Consider the following 14,440-nt stretch of genomic DNA (forward strand, 5'->3'; position numbering starts at 1 on the left):
ACCCCACCCCGTTGACCACTCGAAACTACGTTCGAATGTGGTCCCGCTGCAGGCAAACTCGCCGACATCGGTGGAATGACACATTTGAGATTACACACGTCCAGCGTGTCGCGGTCAAGCTAATGAACAGGAATCCATTAGTATTCCGGCCCGAGTTTTACATCTGACACACCGCCCAGCGGACACGGCAAGCCGAGCACCGCCTAGTCTTTGTCAAGTGAACGTGACTGTATTGGTTGGCGGCGTCGGCGGAGCTCGTTTCCTCCAAGGAGTGCAACACGCACTCGGCATCTCCGGTGGTGAAACGCTCGAGAAATATCAAGGCCCACACCGGATCACAGCCGTGGTCAACGTCGGCGACGACGTCTGGATGCACGGGCTGCGTATCTGCCCCGACCTCGATACCTGCATGTACACCCTCGGCGGCGGCATCGACACCGAGCGCGGATGGGGCCACAAGGGCGAGAGTTGGAACGCAAAAGAAGAGCTCGCCGCGTACGGCGCAAAGCCGGACTGGTTCGGGCTCGGCGACCGCGATATCGCCACCCATCTGATCCGCAGCCAGATGCTCAGAACGGGCTATCCGCTCTCCGCAGTTACCGAAGCGTTGTGCAATCGTTGGAATCCCGGCGTTGACCTCATCCCCGTCAGTGACGACCGCAGCGAAACGCACGTCGTGATCACCGACCCGGAGGACGGCGAGCAGAAAGCGATCCATTTCCAGGAGTGGTGGGTACGTCACCGCGCACACGTCCCGACCCACAGCTTTGCTCACGTCGGTGCCGAACAGGCGAAGCCGGCCCCGGGAGTGCTCGAGGCGATCGAGAACGCGGACGTCGTCCTGATCGCTCCGTCCAACCCGGTTGTCAGTGTCGGCGCGATTCTGGCGGTGCCAGGCATTCGTGGTGCACTGCGCACCACCGCAGCCAAAGTGATCGGACTCTCCCCCGTGATCGGCGGAAAACCGTTGCGCGGAATGGCCGACGAGTGCCTCGACGTCATCGGCGTCGAGACGACATCCGAAGCAATCGGTCGCCATTACGGCGCCCGGTCGATCAACGGCATCCTCGACGGCTGGCTGATCGACGAGGGTGACACCGCCGACGTCGACGGTGTGGATGTGCGCGCCGTCCCACTGATCATGTCCTCGCCCGCGGCCACCGCCGAGATGGTGGCCACCGCATTCGATATCGCCGGAGTGTCGCTGTGACAACAAACACGACCGATCAGGCACCCGGCGATCACTCGCCCGGCGCAGCCATCGAAGTGATTCCCGTCCATGGTCTTCCGGAGTTCCGTCCGGGGGACGATTTGGCTGCTGCCCTCATCGAGGCAACACCGTGGATCCGCGACGGCGACGTCCTTGTCGTGACGAGCAAAGTGTTCTCGAAGGTCGAAGGCCGCATCGTCTCGTCCCCGACCGACCCCGACGAGCGCGATGCCGCGCGGCGTGTACTCGTCGATCAGGAAGCCGTACGCGTCGTAGCGCGTAAGGGCCGAACCCTCATCACGGAGAACAAGCTCGGAATCGTTCAGGCCGCATCCGGCATCGACGGCTCCAACGTCGACGGCGGCGAGTTGGCTTTGCTTCCCGTCGATCCCGACGCGAGTGCCGCCGCGCTGCGCGCTCGGTTCCTCGATGCCGCCGGTAAGTCCGTCGCCGTCGTGGTGACGGACACCATGGGCCGCGCGTGGCGCAACGGGCAGACCGACGCCGCGATCGGCGCCGCCGGAATCCCGGTGTTGCACGGTTACCTCGGAGCGCAGGACAGCCAGGGTAACGATCTGATCGTGACCGAGATCGCCGTTGCCGACGAAATCGCGGCTGCCGGCGATCTGGTCAAGGGCAAGCTCGGCGGAGTACCGGTTGCCGTCGTACGCGGCTTGCGATTCCAGGACAACGGTTCCACAGCGCAGGATCTCATCCGTCGCGGTGCCGACGATCTGTTCTGGCTCGGCACGGCCGAAGCCACGGCGATGGGCCGCGGCCAGTCGTTGCTTCTGCGCCGTTCGATTCGCGCGTTCAGCGAGGAACCTGTTGACGCCGACGCGATTCGGTTGTCCATCGCCGAGGCGTTGACCGCGCCGGCGCCGCACCACACCCGACCCGTTCGCTTTGTCTGGTTGCGCACCAACACTATTCGCAAGCAACTGTTGGAAGCACTACGCGAGAAGTGGCTCACCGATCTGCGCGCCGACGGACGCACCGAGGAATCCGCGCAGGCCCGCGTCGCGCGTGGCAACATCCTGTTCGACGCCCCTGAAGTTGTCATCCCGTTCTGCGTCCCCGACGGCGCGCACAGCTACCCGGACGAGCGCCGCACCGCTGCGGAGTCCACGATGTTCACCGTGGCGGCGGGAGCGGCGGTGCAGGGCTTGCTGGTTGCGCTCGCGACCCGTGAGATCGGGAGCTGCTGGATCGGTTCGACGATCTTTGCCGCCGACACGGTGCGCGAACATCTGGGCGTGCCCGCCGATTGGCAACCGCTCGGCGCCGTCGCTGTCGGTCACCCCCTCGAACCGCTCACTCCCCGTACGGCTCCCGCAGCCGGTGACGCATTGGTGGAGATGTAGGTGAGCGCAGAGACTCTGCACAGGTCCGCCAAAGGTGTTCTGGAACAATGGCCTACGCCGTCAGCGCACGACGAGTCCCTCCGTCACACCATGTTGGCTTTTCTCGACTCCGCACCAGACGGATGCCTTCGTCGTCATGTGCCGGGGCACATCACCGCGTCGTCGCTCGTTGTCGACGAAAGCCTGAATCACGTCCTGCTCACTCTGCATCCGCGTGTCGGGAAGTGGATTCAGCTCGGCGGACACTGCGAACCGACTGATGACACTGTGATCGATTCCGCCTTGCGGGAAGCTCGCGAGGAATCGGGAATTCACGATCTGCGCATCGACCCCGCACTTCTTTCCGCACACACGCACCCCATCACGTGTTCACTCGGCGTCCCGACCCGGCACCTCGACCTGAGGTTTCTTGTTGTGGCACCGGACAACTCACCGATCGTGCGCAGCGAGGAGTCGACGGACCTGCAGTGGTGGCCCGTCGATTCCCTCCCAGCCAATGCCGAACACGAGAGCGTCAACCACATGGTCTCGCTGGCGAGACTGCGCCTTCAGGTCTGAACCTTCAGGCTTGAAAAGCGGGGGCCAACTCGGGCCGCTTGGCGCTGACTCCGTCACCCGAGGAGACGCCCTTGACGCGCCGAGCCAGCCACGGCACCAGGAACTCTCGGGTCCATTGACGGTCTTCGCGCCTGGCCTCGATCTTCGACTGCGCCGGCACGGGACCGAGATCCGGCGCGGTGAGAGTGTGGTCCACACCGATGGCGTCGAGCACGTGAGCGGCCATGTTCTGATGCCCGGCAGGTGACATGTGCAGGCGGTCGAAGTCCCACATCCGCAGATCCTGATATTCGGCGAACCGCCAGAAGTCGACGATGGTCGCGCCGTGTCGATCAGCGACTTCGCGCACCAATTCGTTGTAAATGGCCATCCGGCCACGGAGTTTGCCGAAGAACGCCGACCATCCGGTGTCGTAGGCGGTGAACATCACTACGCGAGCACCGGATTCGGTGAGCGCGGCAATCGCGGTGTCGTAGCGAGCGACTACGGCATCGAGGTCCAGCTTGGGGCGCATCATGTCGTTGCCGCCGGCGTAGATCGTCACGAGGTCCGGCTTCAGCGCCAGCGCGGGCCCCAGCTGCTCGTCGACGATCGGACCGAGTAGTCGACCACGAATCGCCAGATTGGCGTATCGGAAATCCGGGTTGCCGATTGCCAACTGCTCCGCGACGCGTTCGGACCAACCTCGTAGTCCGTTGGGGAATCTGTCGTCTGTGTCGCCGACGCCCTCGGTGAACGAATCACCGAGGGCGACGTAGCGGCTCGGAAATGAAGTCATCCGGCCATTATTCCAGTTGCGAAGCTCAACAATCACACATCTGTGCTGAAACGCACGCCGCCGTCGGGCAGCGTCACACCCGGCCACACCCGAGCGCCGCGGAGCAATTCGCAGCGAGCGCCGATATCGGCACCGTCGCCGATCACCGCGTCGCGGACGAGTGCGCGGGGTCCCACCCGAACACCGAATCCGAGGATCGATCGCTCGACAACTGCCCCGGCTTCCACCACGGCGCCGTCGAACAGGATTGCGCCGTCGAGGCGGGCGCCTGCGCCCACTTCTGCGCCGCGTCCGACAACCGTGCCGCCGATCAACACAGCTCCGGGAGCCACACCGGCACCGGGATGCACCAGGGACTCGCCGCGCGGGCCCTCGAGTGCGGGTGACGGCGCGATACCGCGAACCAGGTCGGCTGAACCGCGCACGAAGTCCTCCGGAGTGCCCATGTCACGCCAGTACGACGTGTCGACGTGACCGAAGACGCGCTTGCCCTCGGCCAGCAGGTTCGGGAACACCTCGCGCTCGACCGACACCGGGCGACCCTCGGGGATCTGCTCGATGATCTCGCGCTTGAAGACGTAACAACCGGCGTTGATCTGATCGGTCGGCGGATCCTGGGTCTTCTCCAGGAACGCGGACACCCGACCGTCTTCGTCGGTGGGTACACAGCCGAACGCTCGCGGATCGCCGACTCGTACGAGGTGCAGCGTGACGTCCGCATCCGTTTTCGTGTGTGTGTCGAGGATCGCGTTCAGATCGGTGCCGCCGAGTACGTCGCCGTTGAACACCATGATGTTGTCGCCGCGAAGTTTCGGAAGAACGTTGCGGATACCACCGCCGGTGCCGAGCGGTTCGTTCTCGAACACGTAGTCGATCTCGAGGCCCATCTTCGATCCGTCACCGAAGTAGTCCTCGAACACCTCTGCCTTGAACGACGTACCGAGCACGACGTGCTTGATGCCCGCAGCTTCGATCCGCGCGAGCAGGTGCGTCAGGAACGGCAGACCGGCCGTCGGCAACATCGGCTTGGGAGCCGACAAGGTCAGGGGGCGCAGGCGAGTGCCCTTGCCGCCTACCAGGATTACCGCGTCGGTCGGAGTAGGTTCGGTCATCGTTGTTGTCCCCTGGGATTCGAAACTGAAGTGTCATCGGTCTGGTGATCTGTGCGAGCTCGCACTGCGGATGCGACGGCGATCTTGGAACGAAGCGCCAGGCCGCCGCGCAGTGCCAGACGCAGCGGGGCCTGCCACCAATGTGGATGGCGATCGGCTTGGAAACGGTAGGCACTGCGGTGGTGTGCCGGCAGCATCAACTCCGGATGACGCCCTGCCGCATGCCCTTTCGCGTGAGTTACCTCCGCAGAGGGCACAAACACGTTGAGCCAACCCGCTTTCCCGAGGCGATCACCGAAATCGACGTCCTCCATGTACATGAAGTAACGGGAGTCGAACCCGGAGATGGCGTCGAAGGCGGCGCGGCGAACGAGCAGGCACGAACCGGACAACCAGCCGACCGCGCGCTCGGTGAGCGCCTCGTTCTCCTGGCGGTAGCGAGTCGTCCACGGATTCTTCGGCCACACCGTGCCCAGAATTGCGTGTCCCGCACCGGAAGTGATGTCGGGAACCGATCGCGCCGACGGATACACGCTGCCGTCGGGTTCGAGGACCTTGGGCCCCAGCGCACCGGCCCTTGGCCACCGATTTGCCGCAGCCACCAATTTGTCGAGTGAACCGGGGCTCCATTGGACGTCCGGATTGGAAATCACGATGAATTCGACAGCCGGATCGATCTCCGCGACAGCCCGATTTATCGCGCCTCCGTACCCGATATTTCCACCGGTACGGAGCAGACGAACGTGTTCGTACTTGCTGTCGGCGGCCTCGGGAGTTCCGTCGGTCGACCCATTGTCGGCCATGATGACCTGGGGTTTTTCTGTCGTCGCCTCGGCGAGTGTGCTCAAAAAGTTCTCGAGATGCTCGCCGGGCGAGTACGTCACCGTTACCACGGCCAGCTTGGGACTCACGCCGGTCAGCCTAGCCGCCCGGAGCGCTCCATCTGAACTTTGCTCACGCGATTGCGTCGTGAAGCGCCTCACGCCACGGGCGCAACGGGCTCAGGCCCGCGGCCGCCCACGCGTCACCGGACAACACCGAGTACGCGGGGCGCGGCGCCGGGCGGACAAATGCGGCGCTGGTGCACGGGCGAACCCGATTCGGATCGGCACCGATCTCCTCGAACACCGCGCGCGCCAGATCGAACCAACTGGCCTGCCCGTCGTTGGTCGCGTGCAGTGTCGAAGTGCCCGTGAACGGACGTGACGCCAGTTCCAACAGACCGGCCGCCAGATCGACGCTGTACGTGGGCGAACCGATCTGATCGTCGACGACGTCGATAAAGTCCCGTTCACCTTCGAGGCGGCGCATCGTGCCGACAAAATCACCGGCCTCACCCGAGTAGACCCAGGCGGTGCGAACGATCACAGAATCAGCGCCGGACTTGCGCACGGCTTCCTCGCCCGCAAGCTTCGTGCGGCCGTAGACCGTCGACGGCCCTGTCGGCGCATCGACCTCGTACGGGCTGTGAGCGTCACCAGGAAAGACGTAGTCGGTGGAGACGTGGATCAATCGGGCACCCGCCCGCGCGCAGGCCGATGCCAGGTTGCTCGGCCCGGTCTCGTTCACTGCCGTGGCCGCCGCCTCATCCGACTCCGCTGCATCCACTGCCGTGTACGCGGCGCAGTTGATCACCACCGTCTCGGGTGAGAGAACATCGGACGTCAGCGCTTTGTCGACCGCACCACGATCGGTGATGTCCAACTGTGCTGAACCCAGAGCGACAACGCTTCGACCCGCCGAGAGCGCAAGCGATTCGATACGACTTCCAAGCTGGCCGCGCGCCCCTGTGAGCAGGATATTAGTCATACCCGTCAGTTTGGCACGCCGTCGCCAGGTACCCGACCTGACGTGAGTAGACCAGTAACCTGGATGGGTGTCACACCAGCAACCACAACGCCGCGTGCGTCCGCAGCCTGCGCCTAGTCGAGCAAAGACCAGCCCAGGCCGGATCGCCGTCGCCGTCGTGTCGGTCCTGGTGTTACTGGTTACCGGCTTTGCCTGGCGCGGAGTGGACTCACTGCGCAATTCCCTGGCCACCGCCAGCGGACTCGGCTTGGGCGGCGGCAAGGACGGCGCCATCGACATCCTCATGGTGGGAACCGACAGCCGAACGGATGCGCACGGAAATCCCCTGAGCCAAAACGAGCTGGATTCGCTACGGGCCGGTGAGGAAGTTGCGTCCAACACCGACACGATCATCTTGATCCGCGTTCCCAACGACGGCAGTTCCGCCACCGCGATCTCCATTCCCCGCGACGCGTACGTCAATGTTCCCGGCATCGGCATGTCGAAGATCAACGGAGCCTTCGGAGCAACCAAGGAGACCGAGCGTCTGCGGCTGGTCAACAACGGAGCAAGCGAATCGGAGTCGGACCGCAAATCCACTGAAGCGGGCCGCGAAGCACTCATCGAATCCGTCGCGAACCTGACCGGAATCACCGTCGACCACTACGCCGAGGTCGGCCTGCTCGGATTCGTTCTGCTCACCAATGCTGTGGGTGGCGTCGACGTATGCCTCAACGCGGCCGTGAACGAGCCTCTCTCCGGCGCCAATTTTCCGGCCGGCCAACAGACTCTCGACGGATCGAACGCCCTCAGCTTTGTCCGGCAACGTCACGATCTTCCCCGCGGCGACCTCGACCGCATCGTGCGTCAGCAAGTGTTCATGGCTTCCCTTGTCAGCCAGGTCCTCAGCGCGAAAACACTCAGCGATCCCGGCAAGCTCAGTTCGTTGACCAACGCCGTGTCACGCTCGGTGGTGATCGACGACGACTGGGACATCATCGAATTCGCGAAGCAACTGCAAAATTTGGCGGGCGGCAAGGTTCAGTTCGAAACCATCCCGGTGCTCGACATCAACGGTATGACCGACTACGGCGAGTCGATCGTCAAGGTCGATCCGAAAGAGGTGAAGAAGTACATCGCGAACCTCGTCGGCGCAGAGGTCGAGGAAGAAGAAACCACCTCGGCGGCGCCTACCGTCGATGCCTCGAAATTCACCGTCGACGTAGCTAACGCCAGCGATATCGGCGGACTCGCGAGCGGAGTCTCCGAAGCACTGAGCGCACTCGGCTACCGGGAAGGCGAAGTCGGAAACAACACCGGTGCAGACGTATCCGAGTCAACGGTCTTTGCGAAGTCCAAGGACGACGACGCAGCCCTTGCCGTCGCCGAGGTATTGGGCGGCTTGACCGTAAAAGCGGATTCGTCGTTGCCCTCGAACACCGTTCGAGTTGTTCTCGCCTCGGACTACTCCGGTCCCACGTCCGCCGATTCCGTGTCACCAACGGATTCCGGCTCGACTTCAGCTTCCGGGACACCGGACTCGGCGAGCACAACCGAGACCAGTCCGACTCCCGCTCCCGCCGGACCGCCGATCGACGCCGCATCCAGCGGACCCCGCTGTGTGAATTAATACTCTGCGTAAACTGAGCGGATGCCTTCATCTGCCGACAATCTGACCGACGCACTCCTCGGACCGATCCTCGCGGCCGACCCTGCCGGACCACGGGTCACGTACTACGACGATGCGAGCGGCGAGCGCATCGAGTTGTCGGCAAGCACCCTGATGAATTGGGCTGCCAAGACCGCAAACATGGTGCGCGACGAGTTTGCTCTCGAGCCGGGAGCAAAAGTTGCGGTGCTGCTGCCGGCCCACTGGCAGAGCGTTGCCGTCCTACTCGGTGTGTGGTGGGCCGGGTGCGAGGTTGTCCTCTCCCCCGAGTCCGACGCCGAACTTGCTTTCGTGACGGCGGATCGACTCGATGACGTCGCCGATGTCCCTGAGGTCGCGGCGCTGTCCCTCGACGCATTCGGCAAGGGCCTGAGCGACCTGCCGATCGGGGTTGCCGACTACGCGACGTCCATCCGAGTGCATGGCGATCAGTTCCGCGCCGCGGGCGCCGGAGCAGCCCTGGAAGGCCGATCGGTTGCGGAAACCGTGCGCGCGGCAACGGAATCCGCCGCCGCCCGCGAACTCACGTCGTCGGATCGTGTGATGTCCAGCGCGTCGTGGGATTCGGCTGAAGAACTGATCGACGGACTGCTGTCGGTGCTGGCCGCCGGCGCGTCGCTCGTGCAGGTAGCCCACCCGGACGCGGATGTTACCGCGCGCCGAGTGGGCACCGAGAAGGTCACGAAGCAGTTCTGACCGCACTCAACTCGACAGTGCGCTGACGGGTGAGACCATCCCGGCTCGGCGGGCAGGCAGGAGTGAGGCGATCACTCCGGCCACACCGCCGATCAAGGTGATGGCCACCAACTGCGCCCAGGGCACGGCGCCGAGCGACACGTCGCCAAGCCCGAAAACAGACGCCGTTCCCGCGACTCCGAACACCAGACCGAAGACAACACCGATCACCGACGCGACTCCTGCGACCAACAGCGCTTCCCAGATCAGCATCGCTCGAATTCCCTTCCTGGTCAGTCCGAGTGCGCGCAACAGTCCGGATTCGCGGCGCCGCTCGAGAACGGAGAGCGCCAGGGTGTTCCCGACGCCGATCAGCGCGATCAGGATGGCAACCGACAGCAGGCCCGCAACCACCATCAGCATGGTGTCGAGGATCGAATCGATCGCCGAACGCATCTCTGTCATACCTTGAACGTCGCTACCCGGCGCGATCTGCCGCGCGAGTTCGGTGATGCGGTCGGTGACGGCGAGCGCCTCTTCGTCGGTGGAGGTGCCCAGTCTGACCCAGTAACCGTCGATGGTCGGGGTGGACACCGCCGCTAGGTCTGCTCGATCCACCAGTGCAGGTTGCCCTTTCACACCCTCGATCACACTCACGGTGAATGGTCCACGATCTCCGCGCAGCGTGACGGTATCACCGGCACCAAGTCCGTAGTCGGTCAGGTCGGCTCGCGATAGCACGAGTTGGCCGGGAGCCGGAACTGAAATATCGGTACGCAGAACGTCTTTCACCTGCGCCGCGTCCACCCCGTACCCCTGCAGAGTCCCGTGCCCGTCGAGCATCAGATCTGCATTTACCAGGCCGCTGACGGCACGGACTCCTGCTATCGCGCCGATGTCGGTACCCAGAGCCTCCGGCAGTGACGCGGATCCGGAACTGCTCACCATGACATCGACCGGAAACTGGTTGTCCATCGCCACCGGCGCAGCGTCTTTCACCGTGGCGATACCCACCGCCATGGTGCTCGTCAATGCCACTCCGATCAGCAAAGCCAGTGCTGTCGCAGAGGTTCGACGCGGATTCCGGCCGGCGTTGCCCGCTGCGAGTTCGCCCACCGAGCCGATCATCCGCCCGAGGACACCACCGGCCGCTGTGATCAACGCAGGCACGATCCGCCCTGCCAGGGCCGCGATGCCGACAAACGAGAGCAAGCCACCGACTGTTGCCACCATCACCTGCTGCCCGATCACACCCATTACTGTCGCCGCGATACCGCCGAGTAGTGCAACGATGCCGAAGGCAACCCGAATCACCGAGGCTGCCACGTGTTCGGGCTTCGACTCCATCGGTACCAGGGCCGCCAAGGGCGACAACCGGGTTGCCGCACGGCCGGGTGCCGACGCTGCAACCATCGTCATCACGATGCCGACCACCAGTCCGACCAACAGGGTCACCGGTGTGACGGTCAGAGTCGACAGCGGTACCGGTACGTCCGCAGCAGTGGCCACCGCACCGATCGTGGCCGCCAATCCGATGCCCAGTCCCACTCCGAGGATCGATGCGATCACACCAACTGCGGCAGCCTCGGTCCGAATGCTGCGACGAACCTGTGTGGCGGTCGCACCCACACACCGCAGCAACGCGAGCTCCTGCGTTCGGGCCGCCAGCAGGACCGCAAACGTGTTGGCGATGACCAGTGCCGCAACCACTACCGCAACCGCGCCGAAGGCCAGCAGCACGGTGCTGAGAATGTCCGTGCCGCCGAGGTACTCGGCTGCCGCGGCGTCGGTGGCGGATTCCGCACTGACAACGGTCGAGTCCGCCGGCAGCGCGTGCGCCACCCGCTCCACAAGTTGGTCAGGCGTCACCGAACCGTCACCGACGATGCGGAACTCACGGGTGGCGGAGTCACCCGCCCACGTCGCAGCCTGCTCCGGTGTGGCAAACACTTTGGTGCCGCCGAGTCGTTGCGCCGACCCACTCAGATCGACAAACCCGACAACCCGAGCACTCGGATCTGCTGCGCTCTCCCCCGAATTCGCCGCAGTTACAATGATCTCGGCCCCGAGGGGAATCCCTGAATCAGCACTCACGAGAACCTGTCCCGGCGAGGTCGGCCACTCTCCTTGGGCGAGACTCTGCCAACGCAGCCGCGGGCTGTCGGAAACCGACAGCACATCGCCGTAAGACACACCTTGCTCCGCGGAGTCGACCCGGACGTATCCCGCGACGTCCTCGGCCACTGCCGACACACCCGGCACGCTGCGCAAGGCCCCGAGGTTCACATCCGGACCCGACGCAACCGCATCCGTCGTATTATATTGCGCAGCAAGCGATGTCCGCACGCTGGCGGTCACCGTCGAACTCAACGTCAACGTCGCGACGATGTACCCGACGGCGATCACCACGGCAAGGATCGACGCGACGTACCGGCCCGCATGTGCCCGGGCCTGAGCAAAAGCCAGTGCCCTCATCGGTAGACACCGATCGGTTGCGGGGCGTTGCTCGAGCCGGCGTTACCCAGATCGTCTGCCCCGAGTCCGCGCATCGCGGCCATCACCGAATCAACGGTGGGGCCGGAGATCTCCCCGGCCGTACGACCGTCCGCAATCAGCACCACTCGGTCGGCGTACGACGCCGCAACCGGATCATGAGTGACCATGACCACGGTCTGACCACTCTCCCGAACGGCGGTGCGGAGCAAACCGAGAACCTCGGTACCGGAACGTGAATCCAGATTACCGGTGGGCTCGTCGGCAAAAATTACGTCCGGTTGTGGCAACAATGCCCGCGCCACCGCAACGCGCTGCTGCTGCCCGCCGGACAGCTCGTGCGGAAGGTGGTCGAGTCGCTGGGACAGGCCGAGGGTTTTGACCACTTGGTCCATCCACGCCGGTTCGGGTTCACTGCCGGCCAACTTCATCGGAAGCACCATATTTGCGCGGGCCGTCAGCACCGGCAGCAAGTTGAAGGCCTGAAATACGAAACCGATTCGCTCGCGGCGCAATTCGGTGAGATCGGTGTCGCCGAGCTTGGTGATCTCCGTGTCTCCGAGGTAGACCTGCCCACCCGTCACCGTGTCGAGGCCGGCCAGGCAATGCATGAGCGTCGATTTTCCGGAGCCGGACGGACCCATGATCGCCGTGAACATTCCGCGGCCGAAATCCACGTCGATGCCGCCCAATGCGTGGACAGCGGTGTCGCCGGTGCCGTAGACCTTGGTGACACCGCGCGCCGTGATTGCAGGCGCGCTGTTCCTATGCTGATTCATGTCTACGACGCTATGGGAGCACCGGGGGCGGGCGCGTCGGAGCGCGGACCGATTTCGGGCTCGCCGGTATCCTCCTACAGGAGGACACCGGATCAGTCTTCAGCAGTACGAAGCCCTGCAGTACCAAGTTTACGTATCAGCACTCAACAGGTCAGCACGGCGCACCAGTCCGATCTGGAACGCGAAGACAACTGCCTGCACCCGATCGCGGGATTTGGTTTTCGAAAGAACCCGTCCCACATGAGTTTTCACGGTTGTCTCGGAAACATGGAACTTGGCCGCGATTTCCGAGTTCGACAGCCCGTACGCCATGGCCTCGAGAACTTCGATCTCCCGGGGGGTGAGATCGCCGGGTAACGCCGCCTCGGGGGCTGAGCCTTCGAGGAGTGGTCCGACATGCTGAAGCAGACGCCGCGTTGCCCGCGCCTCGATGACGGCGTCGCCGCGGTGCACCGTGCGAATGGCGTCGAGCAACTGCTCCGGCGGCACGTCCTTGAGCAGGAATCCGCTGGCACCTGCCCTGATGGCCGACATCACGTACTCGTCGTTGTCGAATGTGGTGAGCACCACAACCTTTGGGGCATCCGCCGTAGTCAGCAGCCGCCGCGTCGCTTCGATCCCGTCCATGTTCGGCATCTGGACGTCCATGAGCACGACATCCACCCGACGAGTTGCCAGCTGGTTCAGGCCTTGCTGCCCGTCGGACGCCTCGACCACCACTTCGAGGTCGGGTTGTGAGTCGATCACCATCCGGAAACCCGCTCGAACCAATTGCTGATCGTCGACAAGAGCCACTGCAATCGGAGTCACCGGATTGTCCATGGATGACACCCTAGGTCCTCTCGTACGGCAACACCGCATGCACGGCGTATCCGCCGCCTGCCTGGGGGCCGGCGGTAATCGTCCCGCCGTGCAGCCGCGCGCGTTCCGACATCCCGATCAAGCCTTGTCCACCGGGTGAGGATTCGACAAGCGCAGCACTACCACCGCGTCCGTCGTCGGCGATGCGAAGTACGAGTTCGGTATCGGTCCAGGTGATCTCGACGCCCGCGTGGGCGCCGGGTCCGGCGTGCTTGAGTACGTTGGTCAGCGATTCCTGCACGATGCGATACGCGGTCAGACCGGCACCGGCCGACAGATCGCGTGGTTCTCCGGCCACGGACGCGGTGACATCAAGTCCACTGCGGCGCAGGTCCTCCAGCAGAGCGTCGATATCGCCGGCGCCGGGAATCACCGCAAAATCTCGCGGCCGATCTTCGCGGAGCACCGAGAGAAGCGCACGCATGTCGGTCAAGGCCGCCCGCCCCGTCGACGCGATGGTTTCCAACGCCTGAACCGCTGCCTGCGGATCCTTGGCCGCGCTGTACCGACCGCCGTCCGCCTGGGCAATCACCACGGTGAGCGAGTGGGCAACGATGTCGTGCATCTCACGGGCGATTCGCGAACGCTCACTGATGGTGGCGATCTCGGCTTCCTGCGCTCGCTCGAGTTCGAGCAGTCGCGCGCGTTCGGTCAGACCTTCGAGTTGTTTGGTTCGCACACGCCGCAAGTCTCCGAATGCCCAGACCGCAAGCATGAAGATCATCAGGCCCACCGCTTGAAACACTTGCGCGGAGAACGAAATGCCGTCGTAGCCGAAGTATCGGAACTCCGCCGCGATCGACCCGAGTAAGGCGATCCCCAGTCCGGTGAAACTACTCCACCGCGCGCCGTATGCAGCGAGGGCGTACAGCGAGATCGGAACGGCTATCGCGCAGCCGAGCAGAGTGTTTCCGATGACAAGAACGTGCAGTACCGCGAAGCCGGCAATCAGCATGCCGGACAGCTCGGGGCGGGACCGTCGCCACGCCAACGGGACGCTCATGCCGAGCGAGACGATCACAGCCCAGACTCCGGCTGTGGCGGCGGTGACCAGGCTCAGCAAGGCGACCGCGCAAGCCAGGGTGATGTCGATGCCGCGCGCGTGTTCCGTAGTCCAGCGCACAAATCGTTCACTAGTCGGAAAACGGGCCAT

At 64.1% G+C, this 14,440-nt stretch carries 13 protein-coding genes; 5 read left to right on the plus strand and 8 right to left on the minus strand.

Going from position 1 to position 14,440, the window contains the following annotated elements; all coding sequences use genetic code 11:
* Positions 1 to 217: 217 nt before the first annotated feature.
* The 3 genes from cofD to KYT97_RS07805 are packed head-to-tail and all read left to right on the plus strand — an operon-like array spanning position 218 to position 3,132.
* Positions 218 to 1,210, plus strand: a complete 993-nt coding sequence (gene cofD / locus KYT97_RS07795; protein WP_033231206.1) for a 2-phospho-L-lactate transferase — start codon at positions 218 to 220, stop codon at positions 1,208 to 1,210.
* A complete protein-coding gene (locus KYT97_RS07800) occupies positions 1,207 to 2,574 on the plus strand; it encodes a coenzyme F420-0:L-glutamate ligase (RefSeq protein ID WP_045070590.1) in 1,368 nt (455 codons plus the stop codon). Before cofD ends, KYT97_RS07800 begins: the two co-directional genes overlap by 4 nt.
* Positions 2,575 to 3,132 (plus strand): NUDIX hydrolase, encoded by a 558-nt coding sequence (locus tag KYT97_RS07805; protein WP_045070592.1) that lies wholly within the window; start codon positions 2,575 to 2,577, stop codon positions 3,130 to 3,132. It abuts the gene before it with no gap.
* A gap of 4 nt (positions 3,133 to 3,136) precedes the next feature.
* Here KYT97_RS07805 and KYT97_RS07810 read toward each other — a convergent pair whose 3' ends face one another.
* From KYT97_RS07810 to rfbD, 4 genes are read right to left on the minus strand one after another with little or no spacing between them, the layout of a single operon-like run.
* Positions 3,137 to 3,910: an SGNH/GDSL hydrolase family protein gene (locus tag KYT97_RS07810; protein ID WP_116101573.1), complete on the minus strand. Its 774-nt coding sequence runs from the start codon at positions 3,908 to 3,910 to the stop codon at positions 3,137 to 3,139.
* 32 nt (positions 3,911 to 3,942) lie between these two features.
* Positions 3,943 to 5,022 (minus strand): mannose-1-phosphate guanylyltransferase, encoded by a 1,080-nt coding sequence (gene manB, locus KYT97_RS07815; RefSeq protein ID WP_033231210.1) that lies wholly within the window; start codon positions 5,020 to 5,022, stop codon positions 3,943 to 3,945.
* The gene (locus KYT97_RS07820) at positions 5,019 to 5,933 is read right to left on the minus strand and encodes a glycosyltransferase family 2 protein (protein ID WP_116101575.1); all 915 of its coding nucleotides are present in this window, start codon (positions 5,931 to 5,933) and stop codon (positions 5,019 to 5,021) included. The genes manB and KYT97_RS07820 overlap by 4 nt, the downstream gene beginning before the upstream one ends.
* 43 nt (positions 5,934 to 5,976) lie before the next feature.
* Complete coding sequence (gene rfbD / locus KYT97_RS07825; protein ID WP_116101576.1) at positions 5,977 to 6,831, minus strand: dTDP-4-dehydrorhamnose reductase; 855 nt, start codon at positions 6,829 to 6,831, stop codon at positions 5,977 to 5,979.
* A 94-nt stretch (positions 6,832 to 6,925) separates the two neighbouring features.
* On the opposite strand from rfbD, the gene KYT97_RS07830 reads away from it, so the two are divergent.
* Both KYT97_RS07830 and KYT97_RS07835 read left to right on the plus strand, forming a co-directional pair.
* The gene (locus KYT97_RS07830; RefSeq protein WP_280639083.1) at positions 6,926 to 8,440 is read left to right on the plus strand and encodes an LCP family protein; all 1,515 of its coding nucleotides are present in this window, start codon (positions 6,926 to 6,928) and stop codon (positions 8,438 to 8,440) included.
* A 21-nt stretch (positions 8,441 to 8,461) separates the two neighbouring features.
* Entirely contained in the window at positions 8,462 to 9,175 is a 714-nt protein-coding gene (locus KYT97_RS07835; RefSeq protein WP_116101579.1) for a TIGR03089 family protein, read from the plus strand.
* Positions 9,176 to 9,181: 6 nt separating this feature from the next.
* Here KYT97_RS07835 and KYT97_RS07840 read toward each other — a convergent pair whose 3' ends face one another.
* The 4 genes from KYT97_RS07840 to KYT97_RS07855 form a co-directional block, all read right to left on the minus strand.
* Positions 9,182 to 11,629, minus strand: a complete 2,448-nt coding sequence (locus tag KYT97_RS07840) for an ABC transporter permease (RefSeq protein WP_219112010.1) — start codon at positions 11,627 to 11,629, stop codon at positions 9,182 to 9,184.
* Positions 11,626 to 12,426, minus strand: a complete 801-nt coding sequence (locus KYT97_RS07845) for an ABC transporter ATP-binding protein (protein ID WP_141484525.1) — start codon at positions 12,424 to 12,426, stop codon at positions 11,626 to 11,628. Before KYT97_RS07845 ends, KYT97_RS07840 begins: the two co-directional genes overlap by 4 nt.
* Positions 12,427 to 12,555: 129 nt before the next feature.
* Positions 12,556 to 13,248, minus strand: a complete 693-nt coding sequence (locus tag KYT97_RS07850) for a response regulator (RefSeq protein ID WP_033231507.1) — start codon at positions 13,246 to 13,248, stop codon at positions 12,556 to 12,558.
* A gap of 10 nt (positions 13,249 to 13,258) precedes the next feature.
* The gene (locus KYT97_RS07855) at positions 13,259 to 14,440 is read right to left on the minus strand and encodes a sensor histidine kinase (protein ID WP_033231508.1); all 1,182 of its coding nucleotides are present in this window, start codon (positions 14,438 to 14,440) and stop codon (positions 13,259 to 13,261) included.

The organism is Rhodococcus globerulus (genome assembly GCF_019334125.1).
In the GTDB taxonomy this organism is placed as follows: Bacteria; Actinomycetota; Actinomycetes; order Mycobacteriales; family Mycobacteriaceae; genus Rhodococcus_F; species Rhodococcus_F globerula.

Excerpts from the sequence above, each read along its gene's own strand:
- KYT97_RS07810 (WP_116101573.1), bottom strand. The coding sequence starts at position 3,910 with ATGACTTCATTTCCGAGCCGCTACGTCGCCCTCGGTGATTCGTTCACC.
- manB (WP_033231210.1), bottom strand. The coding sequence starts at position 5,022 with ATGACCGAACCTACTCCGACCGACGCGGTAATCCTGGTAGGCGGCAAG.
- rfbD (WP_116101576.1), bottom strand. The coding sequence starts at position 6,831 with ATGACTAATATCCTGCTCACAGGGGCGCGCGGCCAGCTTGGAAGTCGT.
- KYT97_RS07835 (WP_116101579.1), top strand. The coding sequence starts at position 8,462 with ATGCCTTCATCTGCCGACAATCTGACCGACGCACTCCTCGGACCGATC.
- KYT97_RS07840 (WP_219112010.1), bottom strand. The coding sequence starts at position 11,629 with ATGAGGGCACTGGCTTTTGCTCAGGCCCGGGCACATGCGGGCCGGTAC.
- KYT97_RS07845 (WP_141484525.1), bottom strand. The coding sequence starts at position 12,426 with ATGAATCAGCATAGGAACAGCGCGCCTGCAATCACGGCGCGCGGTGTC.
- KYT97_RS07850 (WP_033231507.1), bottom strand. The coding sequence starts at position 13,248 with ATGGACAATCCGGTGACTCCGATTGCAGTGGCTCTTGTCGACGATCAG.
- KYT97_RS07855 (WP_033231508.1), bottom strand. The coding sequence starts at position 14,440 with ATGGCCCGTTTTCCGACTAGTGAACGATTTGTGCGCTGGACTACGGAA.